The sequence below is a fragment of the Acidobacteriota bacterium genome (genome assembly GCA_016716905.1).
In the GTDB taxonomy this organism is placed as follows: Bacteria; Acidobacteriota; Vicinamibacteria; order Vicinamibacterales; family SCN-69-37; genus SYFT01.
On the sequence record JADJUS010000008.1, the window covers coordinates 1 to 18,816 of the forward strand.

General features: G+C 66.6%; 23 protein-coding genes and 4 pseudogenes. 7 read left to right on the forward strand and 20 right to left on the reverse strand.

The features are described 5' to 3' along the window. Positions 1-784: 784 nt before the first annotated feature. Both IPL75_13135 and IPL75_13140 read right to left on the reverse strand, forming a co-directional pair. On the reverse strand, positions 785-1,099 hold the full coding sequence (locus tag IPL75_13135) for a molybdopterin-dependent oxidoreductase (GenBank protein ID MBK9241176.1): 315 nt from the start codon (positions 1,097-1,099) through the stop codon (positions 785-787). A gap of 27 nt (positions 1,100-1,126) precedes the next feature. After that, on the reverse strand, positions 1,127-1,366 hold the full coding sequence (locus tag IPL75_13140; GenBank protein ID MBK9241177.1) for a molybdopterin-dependent oxidoreductase: 240 nt from the start codon (positions 1,364-1,366) through the stop codon (positions 1,127-1,129). 183 nt (positions 1,367-1,549) lie between these two features. On the opposite strand from IPL75_13140, the gene IPL75_13145 reads away from it, so the two are divergent. After that, positions 1,550-1,750 carry a hypothetical protein gene (locus tag IPL75_13145; protein MBK9241178.1) on the forward strand — a complete coding sequence of 67 codons (201 nt, stop codon included), beginning with the start codon at positions 1,550-1,552 and terminating at the stop codon, positions 1,748-1,750. Between the two features lie 39 nt (positions 1,751-1,789). Here IPL75_13145 and IPL75_13150 read toward each other — a convergent pair whose 3' ends face one another. From IPL75_13150 to IPL75_13170, 5 genes and pseudogenes are all read right to left on the reverse strand, one after another. Beyond that, positions 1,790-2,023 carry a hypothetical protein gene (locus tag IPL75_13150; GenBank protein ID MBK9241179.1) on the reverse strand — a complete coding sequence of 78 codons (234 nt, stop codon included), beginning with the start codon at positions 2,021-2,023 and terminating at the stop codon, positions 1,790-1,792. Next, positions 2,007-2,448, reverse strand: a pseudogene (locus IPL75_13155) (2Fe-2S iron-sulfur cluster binding domain-containing protein). Before IPL75_13155 ends, IPL75_13150 begins: the two are co-directional and overlap by 17 nt. Then, on the reverse strand, positions 2,439-2,627 hold the full coding sequence (locus IPL75_13160; GenBank protein MBK9241180.1) for a hypothetical protein: 189 nt from the start codon (positions 2,625-2,627) through the stop codon (positions 2,439-2,441). The pseudogene IPL75_13155 and the gene IPL75_13160 overlap by 10 nt, the downstream one beginning before the upstream one ends. Before the next feature lie 119 nt (positions 2,628-2,746). After that, the gene (locus IPL75_13165; protein MBK9241181.1) at positions 2,747-3,157 is read right to left on the reverse strand and encodes an FAD binding domain-containing protein; all 411 of its coding nucleotides are present in this window, start codon (positions 3,155-3,157) and stop codon (positions 2,747-2,749) included. A 160-nt stretch (positions 3,158-3,317) separates the two neighbouring features. After that, positions 3,318-3,803 carry a hypothetical protein gene (locus IPL75_13170; protein ID MBK9241182.1) on the reverse strand — a complete coding sequence of 162 codons (486 nt, stop codon included), beginning with the start codon at positions 3,801-3,803 and terminating at the stop codon, positions 3,318-3,320. A gap of 18 nt (positions 3,804-3,821) precedes the next feature. Here IPL75_13170 and IPL75_13175 point away from each other — a divergent pair, with 18 nt between their 5' ends. Further along, positions 3,822-4,046 (forward strand): hypothetical protein, encoded by a 225-nt coding sequence (locus tag IPL75_13175; GenBank protein ID MBK9241183.1) that lies wholly within the window; start codon positions 3,822-3,824, stop codon positions 4,044-4,046. Positions 4,047-4,715: 669 nt separating this feature from the next. On the opposite strand, the gene IPL75_13180 is transcribed toward IPL75_13175, so the two are convergent. From IPL75_13180 to IPL75_13190, 3 genes are all read right to left on the reverse strand, one after another. Next, the gene (locus IPL75_13180) at positions 4,716-5,183 is read right to left on the reverse strand and encodes a glycosyltransferase family 2 protein (GenBank protein MBK9241184.1); all 468 of its coding nucleotides are present in this window, start codon (positions 5,181-5,183) and stop codon (positions 4,716-4,718) included. Beyond that, on the reverse strand, positions 5,071-6,114 hold the full coding sequence (locus IPL75_13185; protein ID MBK9241185.1) for a cytochrome P450: 1,044 nt from the start codon (positions 6,112-6,114) through the stop codon (positions 5,071-5,073). The genes IPL75_13180 and IPL75_13185 overlap by 113 nt, the downstream gene beginning before the upstream one ends. A gap of 713 nt (positions 6,115-6,827) precedes the next feature. Further along, the gene (locus IPL75_13190) at positions 6,828-7,850 is read right to left on the reverse strand and encodes an aminotransferase class I/II-fold pyridoxal phosphate-dependent enzyme (protein MBK9241186.1); all 1,023 of its coding nucleotides are present in this window, start codon (positions 7,848-7,850) and stop codon (positions 6,828-6,830) included. 80 nt (positions 7,851-7,930) lie between these two features. Here IPL75_13190 and IPL75_13195 point away from each other — a divergent pair, with 80 nt between their 5' ends. The 4 genes from IPL75_13195 (at position 7,931) to IPL75_13210 (ending at position 13,624) form a co-directional block, all read left to right on the forward strand. After that, positions 7,931-8,881, forward strand: coding sequence for a glycosyltransferase (locus IPL75_13195; GenBank protein MBK9241187.1), 951 nt, complete (start codon positions 7,931-7,933; stop codon positions 8,879-8,881). 75 nt (positions 8,882-8,956) lie between these two features. Beyond that, positions 8,957-9,403 carry a DUF1569 domain-containing protein gene (locus tag IPL75_13200; protein ID MBK9241188.1) on the forward strand — a complete coding sequence of 149 codons (447 nt, stop codon included), beginning with the start codon at positions 8,957-8,959 and terminating at the stop codon, positions 9,401-9,403. A gap of 94 nt (positions 9,404-9,497) precedes the next feature. Beyond that, the gene (locus IPL75_13205) at positions 9,498-12,617 is read left to right on the forward strand and encodes a PD40 domain-containing protein (protein MBK9241189.1); all 3,120 of its coding nucleotides are present in this window, start codon (positions 9,498-9,500) and stop codon (positions 12,615-12,617) included. Between the two features lie 44 nt (positions 12,618-12,661). Continuing rightward, positions 12,662-13,624 (forward strand): DUF72 domain-containing protein, encoded by a 963-nt coding sequence (locus IPL75_13210; protein MBK9241190.1) that lies wholly within the window; start codon positions 12,662-12,664, stop codon positions 13,622-13,624. Between the two features lie 11 nt (positions 13,625-13,635). On the opposite strand, the gene IPL75_13215 is transcribed toward IPL75_13210, so the two are convergent. The 9 genes and pseudogenes from IPL75_13215 to IPL75_13255 all read right to left on the reverse strand — a co-directional run bounded on the left by IPL75_13215 (position 13,636) and on the right by IPL75_13255 (position 17,843). Beyond that, positions 13,636-14,256: a peptidylprolyl isomerase gene (locus IPL75_13215; protein ID MBK9241191.1), complete on the reverse strand. Its 621-nt coding sequence runs from the start codon at positions 14,254-14,256 to the stop codon at positions 13,636-13,638. After that, positions 14,253-14,864, reverse strand: a complete 612-nt coding sequence (locus IPL75_13220; protein MBK9241192.1) for an endonuclease III — start codon at positions 14,862-14,864, stop codon at positions 14,253-14,255. Before IPL75_13220 ends, IPL75_13215 begins: the two co-directional genes overlap by 4 nt. Positions 14,865-14,985: 121 nt before the next feature. Beyond that, positions 14,986-15,222 carry a hypothetical protein gene (locus IPL75_13225; protein ID MBK9241193.1) on the reverse strand — a complete coding sequence of 79 codons (237 nt, stop codon included), beginning with the start codon at positions 15,220-15,222 and terminating at the stop codon, positions 14,986-14,988. Beyond that, positions 15,219-15,491, reverse strand: coding sequence for a EutN/CcmL family microcompartment protein (locus IPL75_13230; protein ID MBK9241194.1), 273 nt, complete (start codon positions 15,489-15,491; stop codon positions 15,219-15,221). The genes IPL75_13225 and IPL75_13230 overlap by 4 nt, the downstream gene beginning before the upstream one ends. Positions 15,492-15,498: 7 nt before the next feature. Then, positions 15,499-16,065, reverse strand: coding sequence for a hypothetical protein (locus IPL75_13235; GenBank protein MBK9241195.1), 567 nt, complete (start codon positions 16,063-16,065; stop codon positions 15,499-15,501). Positions 16,066-16,073: 8 nt separating this feature from the next. Beyond that, positions 16,074-16,357: pseudogene (gene eutM / locus IPL75_13240) on the reverse strand (ethanolamine utilization microcompartment protein EutM). 114 nt (positions 16,358-16,471) lie between these two features. Further along, a pseudogene (locus IPL75_13245) lies at positions 16,472-17,249 on the reverse strand (class II aldolase/adducin family protein). Positions 17,250-17,255: 6 nt separating this feature from the next. Then, positions 17,256-17,513: a hypothetical protein gene (locus tag IPL75_13250; GenBank protein MBK9241196.1), complete on the reverse strand. Its 258-nt coding sequence runs from the start codon at positions 17,511-17,513 to the stop codon at positions 17,256-17,258. A gap of 30 nt (positions 17,514-17,543) precedes the next feature. Beyond that, complete coding sequence (locus IPL75_13255) at positions 17,544-17,843, reverse strand: hypothetical protein (GenBank protein ID MBK9241197.1); 300 nt, start codon at positions 17,841-17,843, stop codon at positions 17,544-17,546. A gap of 52 nt (positions 17,844-17,895) precedes the next feature. Here IPL75_13255 and IPL75_13260 point away from each other — a divergent pair, with 52 nt between their 5' ends. Beyond that, complete coding sequence (locus IPL75_13260; protein ID MBK9241198.1) at positions 17,896-18,138, forward strand: hypothetical protein; 243 nt, start codon at positions 17,896-17,898, stop codon at positions 18,136-18,138. A 301-nt stretch (positions 18,139-18,439) separates the two neighbouring features. On the opposite strand, the pseudogene IPL75_13265 reads toward IPL75_13260, so the two are convergent. Further along, positions 18,440-18,630: pseudogene (locus IPL75_13265) on the reverse strand (pyridoxine 5'-phosphate synthase). Positions 18,631-18,816: the final 186 nt, after the last annotated feature.

Genomic DNA, 18,816 nt, shown 5'->3' on the forward strand with positions numbered 1-18,816 from the left:
TATGGACCCGACGGGTCGGCCCCTTCCGCACCGCGATCGTCTCGATGATGGGCGACGCATCGACCGAATGGGGATTGCAGGTCTGATAACGGATGGTCGAAGATCCCGCCAAGGGTGGGGCACCCGTTCCTGAAGCGTTATCCCTGCCCCATCACCACCCCGCTCTCCACGGCCCTCGACCAGGTGGGGTTGATCCACGCGACCCGCATCAATCGCGACCACCACACGCACACACGCACGGCTTACCGGTCCCGGGAGATCCACGCCCACATCCGCCACGCATGCACCCCGCGCTACATTAGACGCGTGACGCGGAGAAGCGGTGACGCCAGCGGATCCGGTCGAGGGCATGGATGTCGATGTGATCTCCCCCTCCCGGCGGCAAGGCCCGGCGTCTGCGCGCGCGGTGACTGCGCGCCGAGCCTGCTCGCACGCCAGACGCACACGGCGTTCCCCGACACAAACGTCTGGTGCGAGGCCGACGCCTGTTGAAACCCCGGCGCATTGCCGAGTATCGCCATTCGATCGTGACTGCGCGTGGTCGTCCCGAGCGCCTCGGCGGCAATCTGCCAGCACCGTCCCGGTTCCTGCCCAACCTCCGGAGGGGGTGACCCACCGTGATCGTTGACTTGTCACGGTGACGCGAGCCGTGGCGTGATCATCGAACCCAAAGCTGAAACCGAAGCGTTCTTCAAGGCGCTGGCCGTACTCCGGCCTTACCGCGATTCGCTTTCACCCGACGGCAGGCGCCGACGCCGAGCCCGGGCCGTGGCTGCTGACAGAGTCAGATCGAGTCCTGTGCGGGCAAACACCTTCGGGCCCGTGGCCAGACGTCCCCTTCACGCACGAAGTTGCGGCGCCGGATGGCATCGGGCGCCATTCCCGGCGTGGCGGCTTGTTTGACCTGCTGCTCCATGGCAAACGTCACCTGGTTCACGCCAAACCCGCGGAAGGCACCGGTGCGGATTGTTGGTGAACACGGCACGCCAGTCACTCGCACGGCCGCAATCGCGTATGGCCCGCAGGCCTGCGAGATGGCATTGGCCATCACTGCCTTCGACGAACTGGCGTAACACCCGGCATCCGCCAGTATGTCAATGCGAGCCGCGAAAGTGGCCCCGAGCGATCAGCGCCGAGCACGTGGCGAAATGTGGAACGGATGCCGTTTGCTGTGGCCGCGGATCGACCCGACGCGATCCCACACCATGCGCACCGGTGCGCCCGCCACCGCCGCCAGCAGGAGCAGAATCTGCAGTGAAATATCTTCGCGTGCGCCGAACGCTCCGCCGATCACCTGCTGGACGATGCGGAGGCCGTCGACAGGCTCGCCGAGCGCCTCGGCCGCCTGGCGCAGATCCTCCTGCATACTGCGTGGCGACGTTCAGCGTGAGGCTGCCGTCCTGCCCGGAACGGCGATGCCGGCCTCCCGGGTCCGAAGAGGCGTGCTCCACCAGTTCGGTCCGGTAACCGGCGCTGATGACGATCGCGGCTCCAGCCACGCGGCGTCGACATCGCCTCGCGCGATCCTCTGCTCGGTGACGATATTCGGGTGAGCCGGTGGGCGGTGCCCGGGATGCACCACCGCGCGTCTTCATCGCAGGCTCGCTCGGGATCGATCAGGTGGGGGCTCGGTCACCAGCTCAAGCTCAAGGCATCCGGCCCCCAATCGCGCGGCTGCCTCAGTGGTGCCCACGACGACCGCAACAACATCCGAAGCGCCGCGAATCCGGTCCGTCACCAGCACTTCTGATCAGATTCCATCAGGCCGAACCGATTGGTGCCCCGGACGTCACCGGCGGTGATCACCGGACCGCCGCCTGGCGTGGCGAGCGTCGCGGCGGTGTTGAGCCGGCGCAGCCAGGCACAGGCCACCGGCGCACGAACCGTCGCCGCGTGCAGGGCAGCCCGGCGGTGGGACGTCCTGCGGGTAGAGCGCGGTGCCGGCGGCTTTGGCCACCGCGTCGGTCCGGACGTGGCTGACGCCGACGCACTGGCCGCTGGTGTGGTCAGCGCGTCGAGCCATGTCGTCGTCCCGCCTGCTGCACGGCGCGCACGATCTTCGTGTAATGCTGCGGCAGATGTTGCCGGCCAGCCCGGACCGAATCGCCGCGGCGGGTGGCGTTGGCCGGCAACGGGCTGGCCGCCAGGATCATTCCCGGCGTGCAGAACCGCACTGAATGGCGCCGTGATCGGCAAACGCGCGACGAAGGCGGCGCAATCGGGGGCTCGTGGCGTGTTCGATCGTTGTCACGGTCCGCCCGTCCGCCTCGGGGCAAGCACCAGACACGACAGGGTGGGCTCGCCATCAAGCAGGACCGTGCAGGCGCCGCACTCGCCGACGCCGCAGGCGTCCTTTGTTCCCGTAAGACCGAACCGGTCGCATGCGAGCTGCAGCAGTGTGGTCGATGCCGTCACGCGGGTCGTTCGCAGGATACCGTTCACGGTGATTGCGACTCGTCGCGGTCGCGCGTCGCTTCATCGTGCCCCCACGCGCCACGGCGCGTCAAGCACGACGCCGGCCACGCGAAGGCGATGCGCGCGTAGTCCGACAGGCTGTCGGCGTGGACATGGCAGACCGCGCGTAGCGCCTCATCACGGCGGGAGCGATTGCCGAACGACGCGGCCACGGTGGGCGCCGGGAATGGCCGCCCGCCAGCCTCCGAGGGCGACCCGAACGCCGCCGCTGAATTCAGCCACGCCTGCGGCCGCCAAGGATCGGCTGAAGGCCATCCTGGCGCCGACCTTCTCAAACGCGCTGTGCCTGCACTCTTGGGCACGTGCACCGCCACCACCAACCGCTGGAGCGGCCACCGGCGGCCTGCGCGCTCATGAAGTCTGCCAGCGGGGAGTGGTCGCACGACTGGCGGTCCGCAACCACCACCATGGCATCGAGTGCCAGCAGCGCCGTCGTGATGTCTCCGGCGGCATGCGGCGTGGTGATGTTGCCACCCACCGTGGCGCGTCGCCGCAGGGCCGGTGCGGAGGTCTGCGCGGCCGCCTCGCCAGACGCGCGCGTGCCGGCGCACCAAGGGGTTGGACGACAGTTCGTGGGCCGTGACGAGCGCGCCGATACGCAGGTGGGTGCCCAGATCGGACACACACCAGTGGCGTCGGTGACGCCTTTGATGTCCACGATCCGCGGACGAACCGTGTCCATGGCTGTTGCGTGGACAGCGCGACGATCACGTCGGTACCGCCCGCGTAGATGCAGGCACCAGGACGGGCAATGGCCTGAAGCGCTGCTCGCAAGGTGCGTGGTCGGAAGTAGGAAAAGGCGGGAAGGGTCGGACATGGGAGGGCCAGCGCCGATCGGGATGTTAGCGCGGAACGAACCTGACGCGCGATGGGGGGCCGATCAGGTACCCCACGGCCTCGCCGACGGCGCTTGCGATCAACCCGAGCGAGACCACCGGCAACTGCCGCCATATGGTCGTGTCGCCGCAACGCACGGCATCGGCCACGAGGCGGACCAGCCGCACGGCCGGGATCGCCGGCGCGCCCGCCGCGTACACCAAACGTCGCAACGGGAACCAGCGCCGTCGCCGCTGGTGGCCGAACTGCCGGCCCAGCCGCCAGAGGTCTCGCACGAACGGCCCCACGCGGTCAGGGTTGACGACATCCACGAGCGCCGCGGCCTCGAAATAGCACTGGCCACCGCGAGCCAGGAGTTCGTGTTGCAACTGCCACCCCGCCTCGAGTGAGGCGTCCAGATCATCGCCGAGCGCGAGGAGTGCCTCGCGCCTGTACGCGCTGTTGTGCCCGGGACGTCGGCTCGCAGTCCACCCGGCTGACCGTTCGCCCACCGGCCGTGTTTGATGCGCATGGCTGCCCGGCTTATTGCGGTCTCTGGGTTTGCGTTGCCGATCGACGGCCCGACGACCGTCCACGACCCGGACCGGCACGCCTCCATCAGCACGTCCACGGCACCGGGTCGAGGAAAGGCATGGGCCTGCGCGAAGAGCACCCACGGCGCCGTAGCCGCCCGTGCAGCCCGCGCCTCGGCCACATCGAGCCGGCCGTCGCCTCCGTCGATCACGATGACCTGATCGAATCCCCAGAGCGTGAATGGCTGACGTCGAAATGCTGGCGCCGTTCACTGCGGCGATGACCATCTGCAATCGCTCGGCGCGATAGCAGTGCAGCGCAGCGGCGACCGCGTCCAGTGAGTCGGTGACCAGAACGACGGACACCTCCGGCCCGGACGCCGTCATCTCTGCACGTCAGCCAGTTGGTGGAAGGGCTGCCCTGGCTGCAGGTGGAACGACATCCGATTGAGCAAGCCGAATACCCGTGCGAACGCCGCCGGCGGCAGGATCGTCTGCAAGATGAGCACGCCGACAAACGCCCACCGTTTCGGCGACCGCAGGACGGGCGCGGGCGATGTCGCGACTGACCTGCGCAGAAATCGCCAGGCGGCTGACACCTCACCGTCGATCGCGCAGAATACCGCCATCGCGAACAGGTCCCTCGCCTGACAGAACCGAAGGCGTTGGGTGGTGACGCGTGGATCGTCACGCCGCGCTTTCTCAAGAACCCGCTGCCCTTCAAGCGCCATCTGCTGATAGTTGCGGGACTCACTGCCCGGACTGCGGGTATATCCCACGAGTGTGCAGGGCACCGTCGCGAACCGGACGTGGCGGGCCAGCCGGATCCAGAGATCCCAGTCCTCACGGAATCGCAGGGTCTCATCAAGGTGGCCGACCTGCTCCAACGCCTCACGACGCATGAGCGCCACGCTGCCGCCAGAGACCATGTCCCACTCGATCATCTCGTCGGCCACGTCGCCGTTGACGTCGCCGCCAAGGCGCCAGCCCAGGCATCGGTGCCTCGCATCGATCACGGCCGAGTAACACGACACCACGCCCACCTCGGGGCGCGTCAATAAGCGCCACCTGCCGAGCGAGCTTGTCGGGCAGCCAGAGATCGTCGTGGTCGAGAAACGCGATCAGCTCGCCACGGGATTCGAGAATCGCCCGGTTACGTGTCGCGCTCGGCCCTCGGTTCATCTGGCGAATGAGCCGGATGCGGGCGTCGGCCGCCATGAGGCGCGCGACGACCTCAACCGTGCCGTCACTCGACCCGTCGTCGATGATCACAAGCTCGAAATCGTCGAATGTCTGGCGAAGCGCGCTGGCCAGCGTGGTCTCGATGAAGCCGGCCGCGTTGAATGTGGCCGTCAACACGCTGACCCGTGGCGACTGCGCCAGGGCAGCGCGGCTCACGCGCTTCCACCACGAGGCGTGAGGACAATGCGCCATGCCGACGACGGTCGCCAATGACGCCACGCGCTGTGTTCGGCAGGGCCATCGGCAACGGATTGCCAGTGGCCCCGCGCGCGAGTTCCTCGGCGAAGATGCCACCGACCGTCTTTGTCAGTTCCTCGCCGAGACACGCATGGCGCAGGCCCGCGCCAAACGGCGCATATTCGCGGCGCGCAAACGACCGGTGCAGAAACCGATCGGGGTCGAAGGTCTGCGCATGCTCAAACACCGCAGGGTCCTGGTGACTCTCGCGTACGCAGAGCCGTACGAGCCAGCCTTTCGGGATGACCATGCCGCCGTGCGAAACGTCGCTGGTGGTCGCGCGGTACAGGTACTCGCTCTGCTCGAGCCGCAGCGTCTCCATCACAACCCGCGTGGACAAGGACAGCGCGCCGCCCTCGTGGGCGGAATCGGCGTGCGCCGGCAGCCGAAGCCGGTCGGCCCACTGGCCGTGGTCGGTCAGCATCCGCGCGATCCACTGGAGCAGGCCCGACACGTCAGCCCACGTGGTGTGCAGGATGTATGCGAGGTTTCCGCGATCGTCGGGTCGTCCACGGAAGCGGGGCTGCTGCGGGCCAGCGCCTCCAGGAAACTGCCAGCGCCAGCGCCTGGCGAATGCCCGTCGGCTGTGTGTGCGCGCGCGATCGCGACGATCTCCGCCACCGCACTCCGAATCTGGCGGTCGGACGCGCTCGAGGGATTCCGGATGTCGATGACCCTGTAGAGCGTCTTCAATCGAGCGCGTTCCGCGCTCGCGGGATCGATTCCGAAGAACAGACGCACCCAGATCGAAAACACTGCGCTGGATATGGCGGCGAGGCGGCACGCCGGTGCCGGCAGACGCGCGTGCCATGCGCGCCAGTTCCTGGCGAAACTGGTCGCGGATGAAGGCCTCGTGCAACTCGTACCTCGCGCGCCATCGCAAGGCGAAGCACCTGTTTGGCCTCGGCGTGGCGCTCGCGGGGCATGTGACGGAGGAATCCACCTGGGATGAACCGGCCAAACGACCACGGCGGCGACACCAACACATCGTCGTGCTGGCGGAAAAACTCCGACCCTGCAGACAAACCGACCAGGCAGGCGGTTGGTCGCAGAAACTGACTGGTCTTGAAGGTACTTCCCAGGCGCCGACTCTGGTCGGAGAAAAAATCCTGCCGGGTCCATGGACCCAGCGCAAAGGGCCGTAGCGAACCCGGTGGCCATCCATGCGCGCGGCCGCGCGCTACTCCTGAGTGCCAGAGCACGGCGACCATCGCGACGACGGCGGCGGCCGCGGCGCCGCGCACCAGCCCGATCGGGGCAAACGCGACCAACAGAGCGATGCCGACGGCGTAGGCCACGACCACTCCCGCCAGCCGCAGGGCTAAGCCTGGAAACGCGCGCCGAAAAGCGGTGCTCGCACACGGAGCAATCGCGGGCCATGCCGCCACGCTGAGCACCGCCACTTCGACAACGCGCTCGAGTATCTGGCCAGCCATTCGGGTCACCAGGACGCGGGCAGGGTCCGGACCGCCGCCACGATCGTGGCGACCTCGTCGTCAGTCAGCCGTGGATGCAGGGGCAGGTTCAACGCGTCGGCGCCGAGTCGCTCGGTGTTGGGAAGACTGACCTTCGTGTCGAAAATCGGGTTGAGGTGCAGCGGGTGATAGCGCAACGTGGTGTAGATCCCTGCTGGTACAGCGTGCGTGCCGACCGGTCCCTGGTGGGGATGCGCACCAGGTATGTGAAGTACGAGTGCCGGTCGGCGGGACCGGCCTCGCTCGGGCGGCGCAGCCAGTCGAGGTCTGCAAACTCCTTCTGGTAGATGTCCCAGATGCGCTTGCGCCGCGCCTGCAGCGCATCGAGCTTGCGCAACTGCGCCAGGCCCACAGCCGCATTCAGGTCTGAGACCAGCAGCTTCGGAAACACCGCACAAATCTCATGTTCCCACCATCGTGGGTGGGCGGTGTTGGCCGCGTCGAACCCCGACTTGACCACGCCGCAGTAGCGCAGCAGTCGGGCGCGATCGGCCAGAGCCTGGTGGCGCGAGGTCACTGCCCCGCCCTCGCCCATGGCCAGGTTCTTGACCGCGTCGTAGCTGAAGACCCCGATGTCCCCGATACCGCCGCACGGCCGGCCGGCCAGCATCGAGGCCACGGCATGCGCAGCGTCTTCGATGATCGGCAGTCCGAGGGCGATCACTGGCTGCAACTGGACCGGCAGGCCGGCGTAGTGCACCACCATGATGGCCCTGGTCGCCGGCGTCATCACCTCGGCGATCGTGCCGGCAGTCACGTTCTGCGTGTCCAGATCGACGTCGCAGAACACCGGGCGATGGCCCGCCAGGAGAATGCTGTGCGCGCATGACACCCACGTGAACGAAGGCACGATGATGTCGGAGCCCGGGGGCAGAGCCAGCAGGGTGGTGGCCAGGTAGAGCGCACTCGATCCGCTGTTGACCACGACCAGGTTGGGCAGCCCGCGATACTGGCAGAACTCCGCCTCAAACGTCGCAGACTTCGGACCAGGACCCGGCCATTGCCGTTCCAGGCAATCCTGAATCTCGGCAAGCTCCTCGCTGCCCATGTGGGATCCCAGGACTGAAATCATTCTGCATGCCCCCTGCGATGCGAGTGATGAGGCTACCGGCCGAGCGACGCTATCATCGCAGACATGATAGCGCCCCCGGGTTGTCGGTGGTCCTTGCCACCGATGCGGCAGCCACCATCAGTACGACGCTACGGCACCTGCACGCGCAGGGGGACCCGGCGAGGATCGAGCTGGTCATCGCCACGCTGGCCGGCGCAGTCCTGCACCGCGATGACCCGGGGCTTCGCGACTTCCCGTTCGTGCGCATCGTGCACGGCGACGATGGGATGAACATCGCGCGCGCTGAAGCGCAGGCTGTCGCGGCGGCGACAGCCCCGTGGGTCGTCTTCGCCGAAAGCTGCGCGTTTCCACGCCCCGGCTTCGTCGACGCGATGATCGGCGCGTGCCAATCGGACAGGTGGACAGTTGTCGGGCCTGCCATGCGAAATCGCAATCCTGCCAGCGACGCGAGCTGGGCGGCGATGCAGATCAACTACGGACGGTGGCAGGACATCTCGGGCGGGGGAAATCGATCTCGGGTCCCCGGTCACAACAGCGCGTACCGCCGGGATGCGTTGATGGCGCTTGGCCCCGATCTGCCCGACCTGATGCAGTCACTGACTGCGGTGCAGGACGAGATCCGCACCCGCGGAGGCCTGATCTGCTTCGACCCGTCGGCCCAGGTCGAGATCCTCAACATCACCGGTCCCGGCTGGTACGTGATCGACCAGTTCGGCAAGGGACGGCAATTCGCCCGGATGCGTCGCAGACGATGGCCGGTGTTCCGTCGGCTCGTGTACGCGGCAGGCATGCCGCTGCTCCCCGCGGTCCGTCTCTTTCGGATCGTGATGGGCGGTGGCTCAACCTGCCGTGTTCGGGAACTGGCGCGGGGCCATCGATGCTCGTTGCTCGTCGCGGGCCTGGTCGCGGGCGCCGCTGGCGAGTGCCTGGGCTACCTCCGTGGTGGACCAGCCGGCGCGGGATTCTTCGAGCGGAACCTCCATCGGTCTCGGTACGCGAGTGGCGTTCACGCCCAGATCCAGACGCCGTGACCGCGCCGACCGGTGCCCTGTGGCGGTGCCGCCCTCGAGCGGCGCCGCCGGTGTTCGCGCTCCTATAATGGCGCCATGAGCACGTTCGCTGATTCTGCCGCCAAGGCGGTTGCTCGCCGGCGTCTCGAACGCCTGGCGCCGGATTCGCCGCGTCACTGGGGCCGCATGACGCCTCACCAGATGGTCTGTCACCTGACCGACGGCTACCGCATGGCGGCGGGCCAGCGAACGCCAAAGCCCGTCGACAACGTCATCACCCGGTCGATCGTGCGGATGGTCGCGCTGCACACGCCGATGACCTGGCCGAAGGGCGTAAAGACAGTCCCCGAAGCTGATCAGGAGCAGGGCGGCACCAAGCCGGAGGCATGGGTTCGAGACCTGGCGGAACTGCTCGGGAGGATCGAGGCGTTCACGTCTGTCGAAGGCGCCCGGCATCCCATCTTCGGCCCGCTGACCAAGGCTGAGTGGGACGTGTGGGCCTACCGTCACGCCGATCACCATCTACGCCAGTTCGGTCTGTAAGGCGGACCCTCCACCGTGTCTTTTTTGTGCTCACGTGTCTGGCGCTGTGCGCGATCGTCACGCGCATCGTCGGCGCGCTAAGGAAGGGCAATCGATGTCGAAGTGGTTCATTGCCGGTGCGCTTGGCCTCTCACTGATCGCCGATTCCCTCGCTCAACGGCCCGCGCCCTCGGCTGACGCGATGCGGTCGATTGAGTTCGTCACTGACGAGGGGACGTGGATCTCCCTCGATGTGGCGCCCGACGGCCGGACCATCGCATTCGAGTTGCTCGGCGATGTGTACGGCCTGCCTATGGCGGGTGGGTCAGCCCAGCCGATGCTCACCGGCTCCGCCTTTCAGTCGCAGCCGCGGTTTTCTCCCGACGGCCGCTCGCTCGCCTTCATCAGCGACAACACCGGATCGGACAACGTCTGGATCGCGGAGGCCGACGGGGCCCAGCCCCGGCCGCTGACATCGATGCCGCGCTCGACCATGATGTCGCCGAGTTGGTCCCACGACGGACGGGCAATCTTCGTGACCGTGATCGACGGCCGCCAGGCCGGCATCGTGCGCGTGGATGTCGCCAGCGGCAAGACGGAGAAGTTGGTCGCCAACGGCAACGGCGCGGCGGCGCCGTTGGTCTCCTCGCCGGCCCCGGGGCCGTTCGGGCCTGAACCCACCGCTGACGGCCAGTCGCTGTACTACACGAGCGTCACCCCCCGTCCGTATGGCAGCCGCGATGGCGCGTCGAGCCGCGTGATGCGTCGCGATCTGGCGTCAGGCAAGGAAGAAGCCGTGCGGCTGGAACAGGCGATCTCGATGAAGCCCCGGCCGTCGCCCACCGGACGGCTCCTGGCCTATGCGGCTCAGGCACAGGGCAAGACCGGGTTACGCGTGCGTGACCTCCAGGCGGGCACCGAGCGCTGGCTGCGCGTTCCACTGCAACGCAACGCGCTTGAGTCGAACGCGACCAGGGATGTGTTGCCGGATTATGCATTCACACCCGATGGACGCGCGGTCGTCGTCTCCTACGACGGGAAGATCCATCGCATCGACGTGGCGTCAGGCACGGACACGATCATTCCGTTCTCCGCGAACGTGTCGATGCAGGTCGCGTCGCCGCTGATGTTCCCTCGCCGTTTGCCCCAGGAACCCGTGACCGCGCGGTATGTGCAGCACGCGGCTGTGGCGTCCGACGGTCGCGTGGCGTACTCCGGACTGGCGCGTCTGTTTGTCACAGGACAGGGCGGTACACCGGCGCGACTCACCGCGACCGATCGCCCAGCCGAATTCATGCCCGCGTGGTCGCCTGATGGGCAGTGGATCGCGTTTGTGACCTGGTCGTCGGACGGCGGTGCGCTGTGGAAAGTGCCGGGCGGCGGCGGCACGCCGACACGCTTGTCCGAGGGGTCCGCGTTCTGGCTCGATCCGGCGTGGACGCCCGACGGCACGTCAATCGTCGCGCTCCGTGCGCCGGAGGGATCCGCGCGACGGGCACCTGGAATACCCCAGGACGCGGAACTCGTGCGCGTGCCGGCCACGGGCGGCCCTGCGACGATGATGTCCGCGGCGCCGGGAATGCGCCATCCGCATTTCACGACGGATGTCGCGCGTGTGTTCGTGTCGGCGCCAGACGGCCTTGTCTCGATGAAGCTCGACGGATCGGATAAGCGCATCGTCGCGAAGCCCGCGCGCTCCGGACCAAACGTCGATGTGCGTATCAGCCCGGACGGGACCCGCATGGCCGTGATCGCCGGCGAACAGGTGTCGCGGTTCAACCTGCCAGGAGCCGGCGGAGCGGACACGGTGCCGCTCGATGCCACGCAGGCGGGGGCGCGTGTGGTCGCGGCCGGTGGGTCGCCGACGAGTCTTGGCTGGTCGGCTGACGGCGCATCAGTGACGTGGGTCACCGGTGCCACTCTGAACCAGATGGGCGCTGGAGACGGTGCGGTGCGTTCGATGCCGCTTGTCGCCGCAGCGGCCAGGGCCACGCCCAGCGGCACGGTAGTGCTGCGAGGGGCGCGCGCCATCACGATGCGCGGCGCCGAGATCGTCAACAACGCCGACATTGTCATCACCGGCAATCGCATTGCGGCGATCGGCGCGCGTGGAGCGGTCACCGTGCCTGCGGGTGCGCGCGTGATTGACGTCGCCGGCAAGACCATCATCCCTGGCATCGTCGATATTCATGCGCATGGCATTGCTGGCCGCCGCGAGATTCTGGAGCCCGAGATGCCGGCGGCGTACGCCAATCTCGCGTTTGGCGTCACCGCGTTGCGCGATCCGCAGTCGTCGCCCGACATCTTCGCCTACGCCGATCTGGCCGAGCTGGGCGAGGTGCCGAGCCCGCGCCTCTTTTCGACGGGGCCCGGCGTCGGGTCAGGCACCAACTTCCAGTCACTCGACGATGCGCGGAAGTCGATCGCGCGGTACCGCGATGAGTACGGCACGAACCTGCTGAAGTCGTACATGGTGGGCAATCGGCAGCAGCGTCAGTGGGTGGTGCAGGCGAGTCGCGAGATGGGAATGATCCCCACGACCGAGGGCGGATCCGACGCGAAGATGGACATCACGCATGCCATTGACGGCTTCAGCGGAAACGAGCATGCGTTGCCCACGGCGCCGCTCTATCGCGATGTCGTGGAACTGCTGGCGCGCAGTGGCATCACGTACACGCCGACCCTGCTCGTGTCCTTTGGTGGGGCGTTGCCGATCTATCGGATGTTGTTCGAGGAACGGCCCTTTGACGATCCGAAGTTACGGATGTTCTTCCCGCTCGACGATCTGTTCCAGCGCACGGCGACCCGGCTGCTCGCGTTTCCGAAAGAGGATTACCAGGTGAGGGAGGTGGCGTCCAGCGCCGCGGCCGTGCTTCGCGCCGGCGGCAAGGTGGCGCTGGGCGGCCACGGCGAGATGCAGGGATTGCAGGTGCACTGGGAGATGAAGCTCTTTGCTGAAGGCGGCATGGCGCCGCACGAAATTCTCCGAATCGCGACCATCAACGGCGCGGAGGCTCTGGGGCTTTCGCAGGATCTCGGCAGCCTTGAAGCCGGCAAACTCGCGGATCTCGTGGTGCTCGATCGCGATCCGTTGCAGGACATCCGCGCCACGACGTCGATTCGGTACGTGATGAAGAGCGGCACCCTGTACAACGGCGACACGCTCGATGCCGTGTGGCCCGGCGTCAAGGCACTGCCCGTCCCCTGGTGGCGTCGCAACGAAGTCGTGCGCTGAAGTCGTCACTGTGTGCGTGCTCCTGATGGCATCATGGCTGAAGGATGAGCATCCGCGTCGGCACCTCCGGCTGGAACTACCCCACGGGCAACGGCACGTGGAATGGGGTGTTCTATCCTGCGCGGCGGCCGCGCGGGTTTGATGAGTTGCGCTACTACGCCGAGCACTTCGACATCGTTGAAGTGAACTCGACGTTCTACCGCATGCCGGATCCCGGATTGGTCGGCAAGTGGATCGGCCGCACGCCGGCGGATTTCCAGTTCGCGATCAAGTTGTTTCAGAAGTTCACGCACCCGGACATGTATCTGGCCCGAGCCGGGGTGAAAGACTGGAGCCTTTCGCTGGGCGACGTGGACGCGTTCCGCGCGGGCGTCGCTCCGCTGGTTGATGCGGGGCGGATGGCCGCGCTGCTGGTGCAGTTCCCCTCGAGCTTCCACGCCGACGAGCCGATGCGCGAGTACCTGTCGTGGGTGCTGGAGGCGTTCGCCGACTACCCCCTCGCCGTCGAACTGCGCCATCGCTCCTGGTTCGCACCCGGCGCCGAAACCTCCGCGCGTCTCGCCTCCGGCCGCGCGGGGTTGGTGATGGCGGACAGCCCGGAGACCGGGGCAGAGAGGGGGACGGGTGTGTTTTCCACAGAAATCGCGGTTTTGGGGACAGGTCTCGACGCAGCTTCACCGTCGAGACCTGTCCCCAAAACCGCGATTTCTGTGGAAAACACACCCGTCCCCCTCTATGTCCGGATGCACGGACGGAACGCCGACGCGTGGTGGAACCATGAAAAGGCGGAGGACAGGTACAACTATCTGTATTCGCCGGCGGAGTTGCAGCCGTTCGCGGCAGCGGCCACTGAGGCGGCCCAGGCGGGCCGGAAGGTGATGGCCTTCATGAACAATCACTTTTCGGCCAAGGCCGTGGCGAACGCGGCCGTGCTCAAGTCCCAGCTCGGCCAGACCGTGCCCGGTCTTTATGAACGTGAAATGGTGAACCGGGTACCCCGACCTTGAAGGGATCGTCACTACTTCGGGGCTGCCTCTTTGATCGTCGCCTGCTTGAGGACGTCGGCGAACTTCAGCGTATCGACCACAGGCATGCCCACGCGCACCCGCCCGATGATCGTGTACTTGCCGTTCAACGATGGGCTGGCTTCTTTCATGATGTAGAACTGGCTGCCTGCAAGCTGAGGATTGCCGGTGTGCGCGAGGCCCACGATGCCCCGTACGTGGATCAATTTTTTGGAGATCTCGGCCACGCCGATCGTCGAGGTCGGGGCGCTGCGCCCCCACCAATCCTTCCTCGTGACATCCCGCGATGCCGAATCCCCCACCTGCACGAGGCCACGCTCGGCCCGATGGAACCTGAGTCCGCGATAGAAGTTCTTTTCAACCAGGGCCACGATAAAGTCCACGCTCTTCGGGGCGTCGCCACGCAGCAACTCAATCTCGATCACGCCCCTGACCGTGTCGAGCACCAGCGTGGGATTTCCGGCCGCCTGGGTCGAAGGCGCGGGCTCGGTCCCGATCGCGGGCGTCGGCAGAGCAAACACCAGGGCACTACCAGCCACCACCACGGAGGCCATTATCAAGAGCAGTTGGCGGCCTTGAGGTTCAGGCCGCCCGACGAAAGACCCTCGTTTCATGCGCGACTCTCCCGTGTCACACCCTTGCGGGGACACAACGCCGACACCACACACGCGCGGCACCGTGGATACACCGGCTTGCACACATTCTGGCCCCACGTGACCAGATACAAATTTACATCGGGCCACCACTTGCGCGGCACCACCCGATACAACGCCTGCTCGGTCTGATCGGGCGTGCGCGTCTTCACCCAGCCCAGGCGATTCGAGATGCGATGGACGTGGGTATCCACGCAAATGTTGTCCTGGCTCGCATGCGACAGAATCAGCACGAGATTCGCGGTCTTCCGGCCCACCCCGGCCAGCGTCAGCAACTCTTCCATCGTGCGCGGCACCACACCGCCAAAATCATCCAGGATCTGCCGGCACGCCTGCTTCACATGACGCGCCTTGGTCCGATAAAAACTCACGGGATAGATCAGCCGCTCGATTCGCCCCACCGTCAGCGCCGCCATCGTCTCTGGCGTGTGCGCCACCTTGAAGAGCCTGGCCGACGCCCCGGCGGTCACGGCGTCCTTCGTCTGCGCCGACAGCAATGTGGCGATCAACACCCGAAACGGATCGTCGTGCGTCTCTTCAGCGATCTTCTCCACGGCCGGCTCTTCCATCGACCGAATCGCTTTGCCGATAGCCTTGAGAACCGGTACAACGTTCGAACGTGTCAACCCCGTCTCCACCAGTGCCCCAGTTCCCCAGTTCCTAAGTTCCTAAGTTCCCAATTTCCCCAGTTCAGTGCCCGTGGCTCTTGCAGTAGCCACAGTGATCGCACTTCACGGCGGGCTCGATCAGGCAATCGTCCGTAACGTTGACGAGCCCGGCGTACAAGGAGCCGCTGGAGAGAAGCGTCAGTGGAGCATGCACGACGGACGGCGCGGCGGCCTGGGCACTTGGCATCGCAGGCGGTGCATGACCCAGATGCCGGGCCACAGCCGTGCGCACGAGGGACCGGAGTTCAGCTTCGTTCATGCCTCTACCGTCAGAGTATCCACAATGCCGATGATCGCCGCGTCCACAGGCGCCGCCTTGCGCCGCAGGGCATCACCGGCGGCTTTGCCCTCAATCACGATCAGCACCGTCTCACCCACTCCGGCGCCCACCGAATCAATGGTCAGCACCGCCGTCCCCTTCGGCGCGCCTTCGAGCGTGAGCGGCTGCACGAACAGCAGCTTCGCGCCCTCAATCTTGTGGTGTTTTCTGGTCGCCACCAGCGTCCCGATCACGCGCCCGATCTGCATGGCCGGCCTATTCCACGTCCCAGGAATCGACGATGCCCACAACACAGGCGTCGGCGGGCGGTTCGCCGGGAAAGAACGGAAAGGTGGCTTCACGTCCGCGAACAAAAAACACGTGCTCGCCCACGCCGGCGCCCATGGCGTCAAGCGCGACCACCGCGCGACCCACGGGCTTGCGATCGGGCGAGATGGGTTGAAGCATGAGCAGGTGTGTCCGCCCAGGTTGGGGTCTTTCACCGTGGCCACCACGTTGCCGATCACTCTCGCGAGCTGCACGACTACTTTGCTGGGGGTGGGGCGCGCTGGGCACGCCGGGCGTATCCACGTGATCGACGATGCCGATGATTGCCGCGTCGATGGGAGAGTCTTTGAACCCTTGCGCCATCCGCGCGGAGCTGCCGGAGACGATGAGTACCGTCTCGCCCACGCCGGCGTCCACGGTATCGACCGCGACCAGGTAGTTGCCGTCAGGGTTCCCAGACGCGTCGAGCGGCCGCGCCACCAGCAACTTGCTGGCCACGAGCCGCTCGTCTTTGCGGGTCGCGACGACCGTGCCGACGACCTTGGCGAGAATCATCCCGCCGCCTACTTCGCCGCTTTGCCGATCGGCAGCACGTCCTCGAGGTTCGCGTGTGGACGCGGAATGACGTGCACCGACACCAGTTCACCCACACGGCGTGCCGCTGCCGCGCCGGCGTCAGTGGCGGCCGGACCGCCGCGACGTCGCCGCGGACGATCGCCGTGACGTAACCCGCGCCGATCTTTTCCCATCCGACCAGTGTCACTTTGGCGGCCTTGACCATCGCGTCGGCCGCTTCGATCATCGCGACCAACCCCTTTGTCTCGACCATTCCGAGTGCCTCACCCATGGAACCTCCATCTGCTCAAGTCGGACTCACGCCATCGTGCGGGCCGTGAGGTGTCGAACGGCGCCCTCGATCAGCGTCGTCAACTCGCCGTATGTTAACTGAATCTCCCCGGTATTACCTACGGTGACTCGCCCGCCGGCCACCGATGTGTCGGGACGAGCTGTTCGCCGGGCGCGGACGGCGCCTGCAGGACCTGGCATCCCGGGTCGTCGCCTGGGGCGGATCCGTGCAGACGGGCGCCGGTGAGGCGATGCCATACATGCCGCGCAGCGCCTGAAGGCGGTCCACTTCCTCGCGCGAGAGCAGGTGCTCGCGGCCGAGCAGGCGCGCCACCAGGCTGATGCGCGCGAAGTGCCTGGATGGTCTCCATCTTGTAATACGCGGCAAACAGGTCTTTGCCCAGGCCAGCGCGCCATGGTTGGCCAGCAGGAGCGCGTCGTGGGAGCGGGACTTACGGCTCCACCGAGGCGGACAGTTCTGGCGTGGACGGTGTGCCGTATTCGGCGATGGGAATGCTGCCGAGCGTGGTGACGACCTCGGCCAGCACGGCGCGGTCGAGGGGAATGCCGGCGACGGCGAAGCCCGTGGCGAGCGGCGGATGGGCGCACCACGGCGTGGACGTCCGGCCGATGTCGATAGGCCGTCAGGTGCATCAGGATTTCGAAGACGCCTTGCGTCCGGGTTCCCCGGCGAGCAACCGGCCGTCCATGTCGGTGACCACCATCATCTCGGGGTCGAAACCCCTTCGACACGCTGGTGGGCGTCATGAGCAAGCGGCCGCCAGGCAGGCGGACGCTGATATTGCCGTCGTTGAGGCGACGAAGCCGCGCGTCCACAACCTGCGGCTGACCTCTGCGATGTCCAGACGCAGCTGATCTTCGTGCGTGGCCATGGTGCGTCAGCCCGCTTTGCGAGTCGACCAGGCGTTGCGGCAGTTTTCAGAACAGAAGTAGATCGCTGAATCGCCCGATCCTTCACGAAGGGCTCGACCAACGGGCACGTAGGTGCCGCAGTTGGGATCACGCACCAGATGTCCGCCTTCGCGCGTGGCCGGCGTGGTGGATCGCCGCGATTGTCCGGATGCGGGTGATGAATACCCCCGGACGATGCCGGCGAAGAACCGCATGACCAGCCGGACAAGGGATGAGGATCGCAATGATCCGGATGATCCAGCCGATCAGGCCATCTACAGGCCTGCGCCGCCTCGTCCTGCTGGCGCGGCCGGCGCGCCCGGCGTCACGGGGTGCGCGCCACCACGGCGGCGAGCGCTTCGCGCGCGCGGCTTCCGGGCTGTTCGGGGCAATCGACACCAGGTGCCCCACGACTTCGTGGCGCCTTCAAGATCCTGTTTGCCGAAGGCGCACGATGTCCGGTTGAGCAACGTCTTGGTGTGCGCGGGGTCCACCGACAGCGAGTGATCAAATTGCGCGAGGGCCCGATCGATCTGATTCGATGAGTAGTAGCTCACCCCAAACGGTGCTGGCATCCACGTTCTTCGGGTCGATCTGGGCGGCCTCGGCCGTCATTGGAGATGGCCAATGGTCGAAACGCTCGGCATCAAAGTAGAGGTTGCCGAGGTCCACACGATCGCGGCGTTGGCCGGCGCGGCATTGGTCCTGCCGTTCGGGTCGGCGGCGCGCGCACATCCGGTCGGCGGCGGCGTGGCCGGCGCATCTGTGCGGCGGGCGCGCCATTGGCGGCCGCCACTGCGGCGGCGGGCGCGGGCCGGCACCTGCTGTGTGCCGATAATCCACCCCACGAGAGGCCGAACATCGCCCTGAAATTGCAAAACCAGAGACTCGCAGTTCCAGTTGATCACCTGTCCGATTTTAACGGGTTTCCACCAATGAAGCTCCGCGAAGATCCATGAAGAAATACGTGTGGTCGTCAGAAGGCGCGGGGTTGGGTGCCCGGTCCGCCGAAACTGCCGCCAAGGAGAAGCGTCACGAATGAACGCACCGGTCGTTTCCTGCGGTGTGTCTGTTTGTGGCGCTTCTCCCGCGTGCATGCCGCCAAAGGCGGCACCCAACCTACGCGCGCTTCGTGGATCTTCGTGTCCTCCATGGTGATCCTTCTTGAAATCTACCTGTCGCTAACGGCGGCCAGGTAGTCGCGCACGGCGCGGTCGAGGCCGACGTACAACGCGTGGCTGCGATGAGGGCGTGGCCGATTGACACTTCGTCGAGGTGCGGAAGTTCGCGGAACACGAGATTGGCCGAGTCGAGGTCGTGGCCCGCGTTCACCCCAAGGCCGAGTGTGTGCGCCAGCGGCAGGACGCGGCGGCATACGTTTCAAAATCCTCGACTGGCCGTCGGCGCGGCTGCGCGCGAACGCCTTCGCAAAGGCTCGGTGTAAAGCTCCACGCGATCGGCCCCGGAGCCGCTCGGCCCAACGAATCGGCGCTTCGCCCCGGGGTCCACAAACACGCTCACGCGAATGCGCTTCGGCGTGCAGCCGCG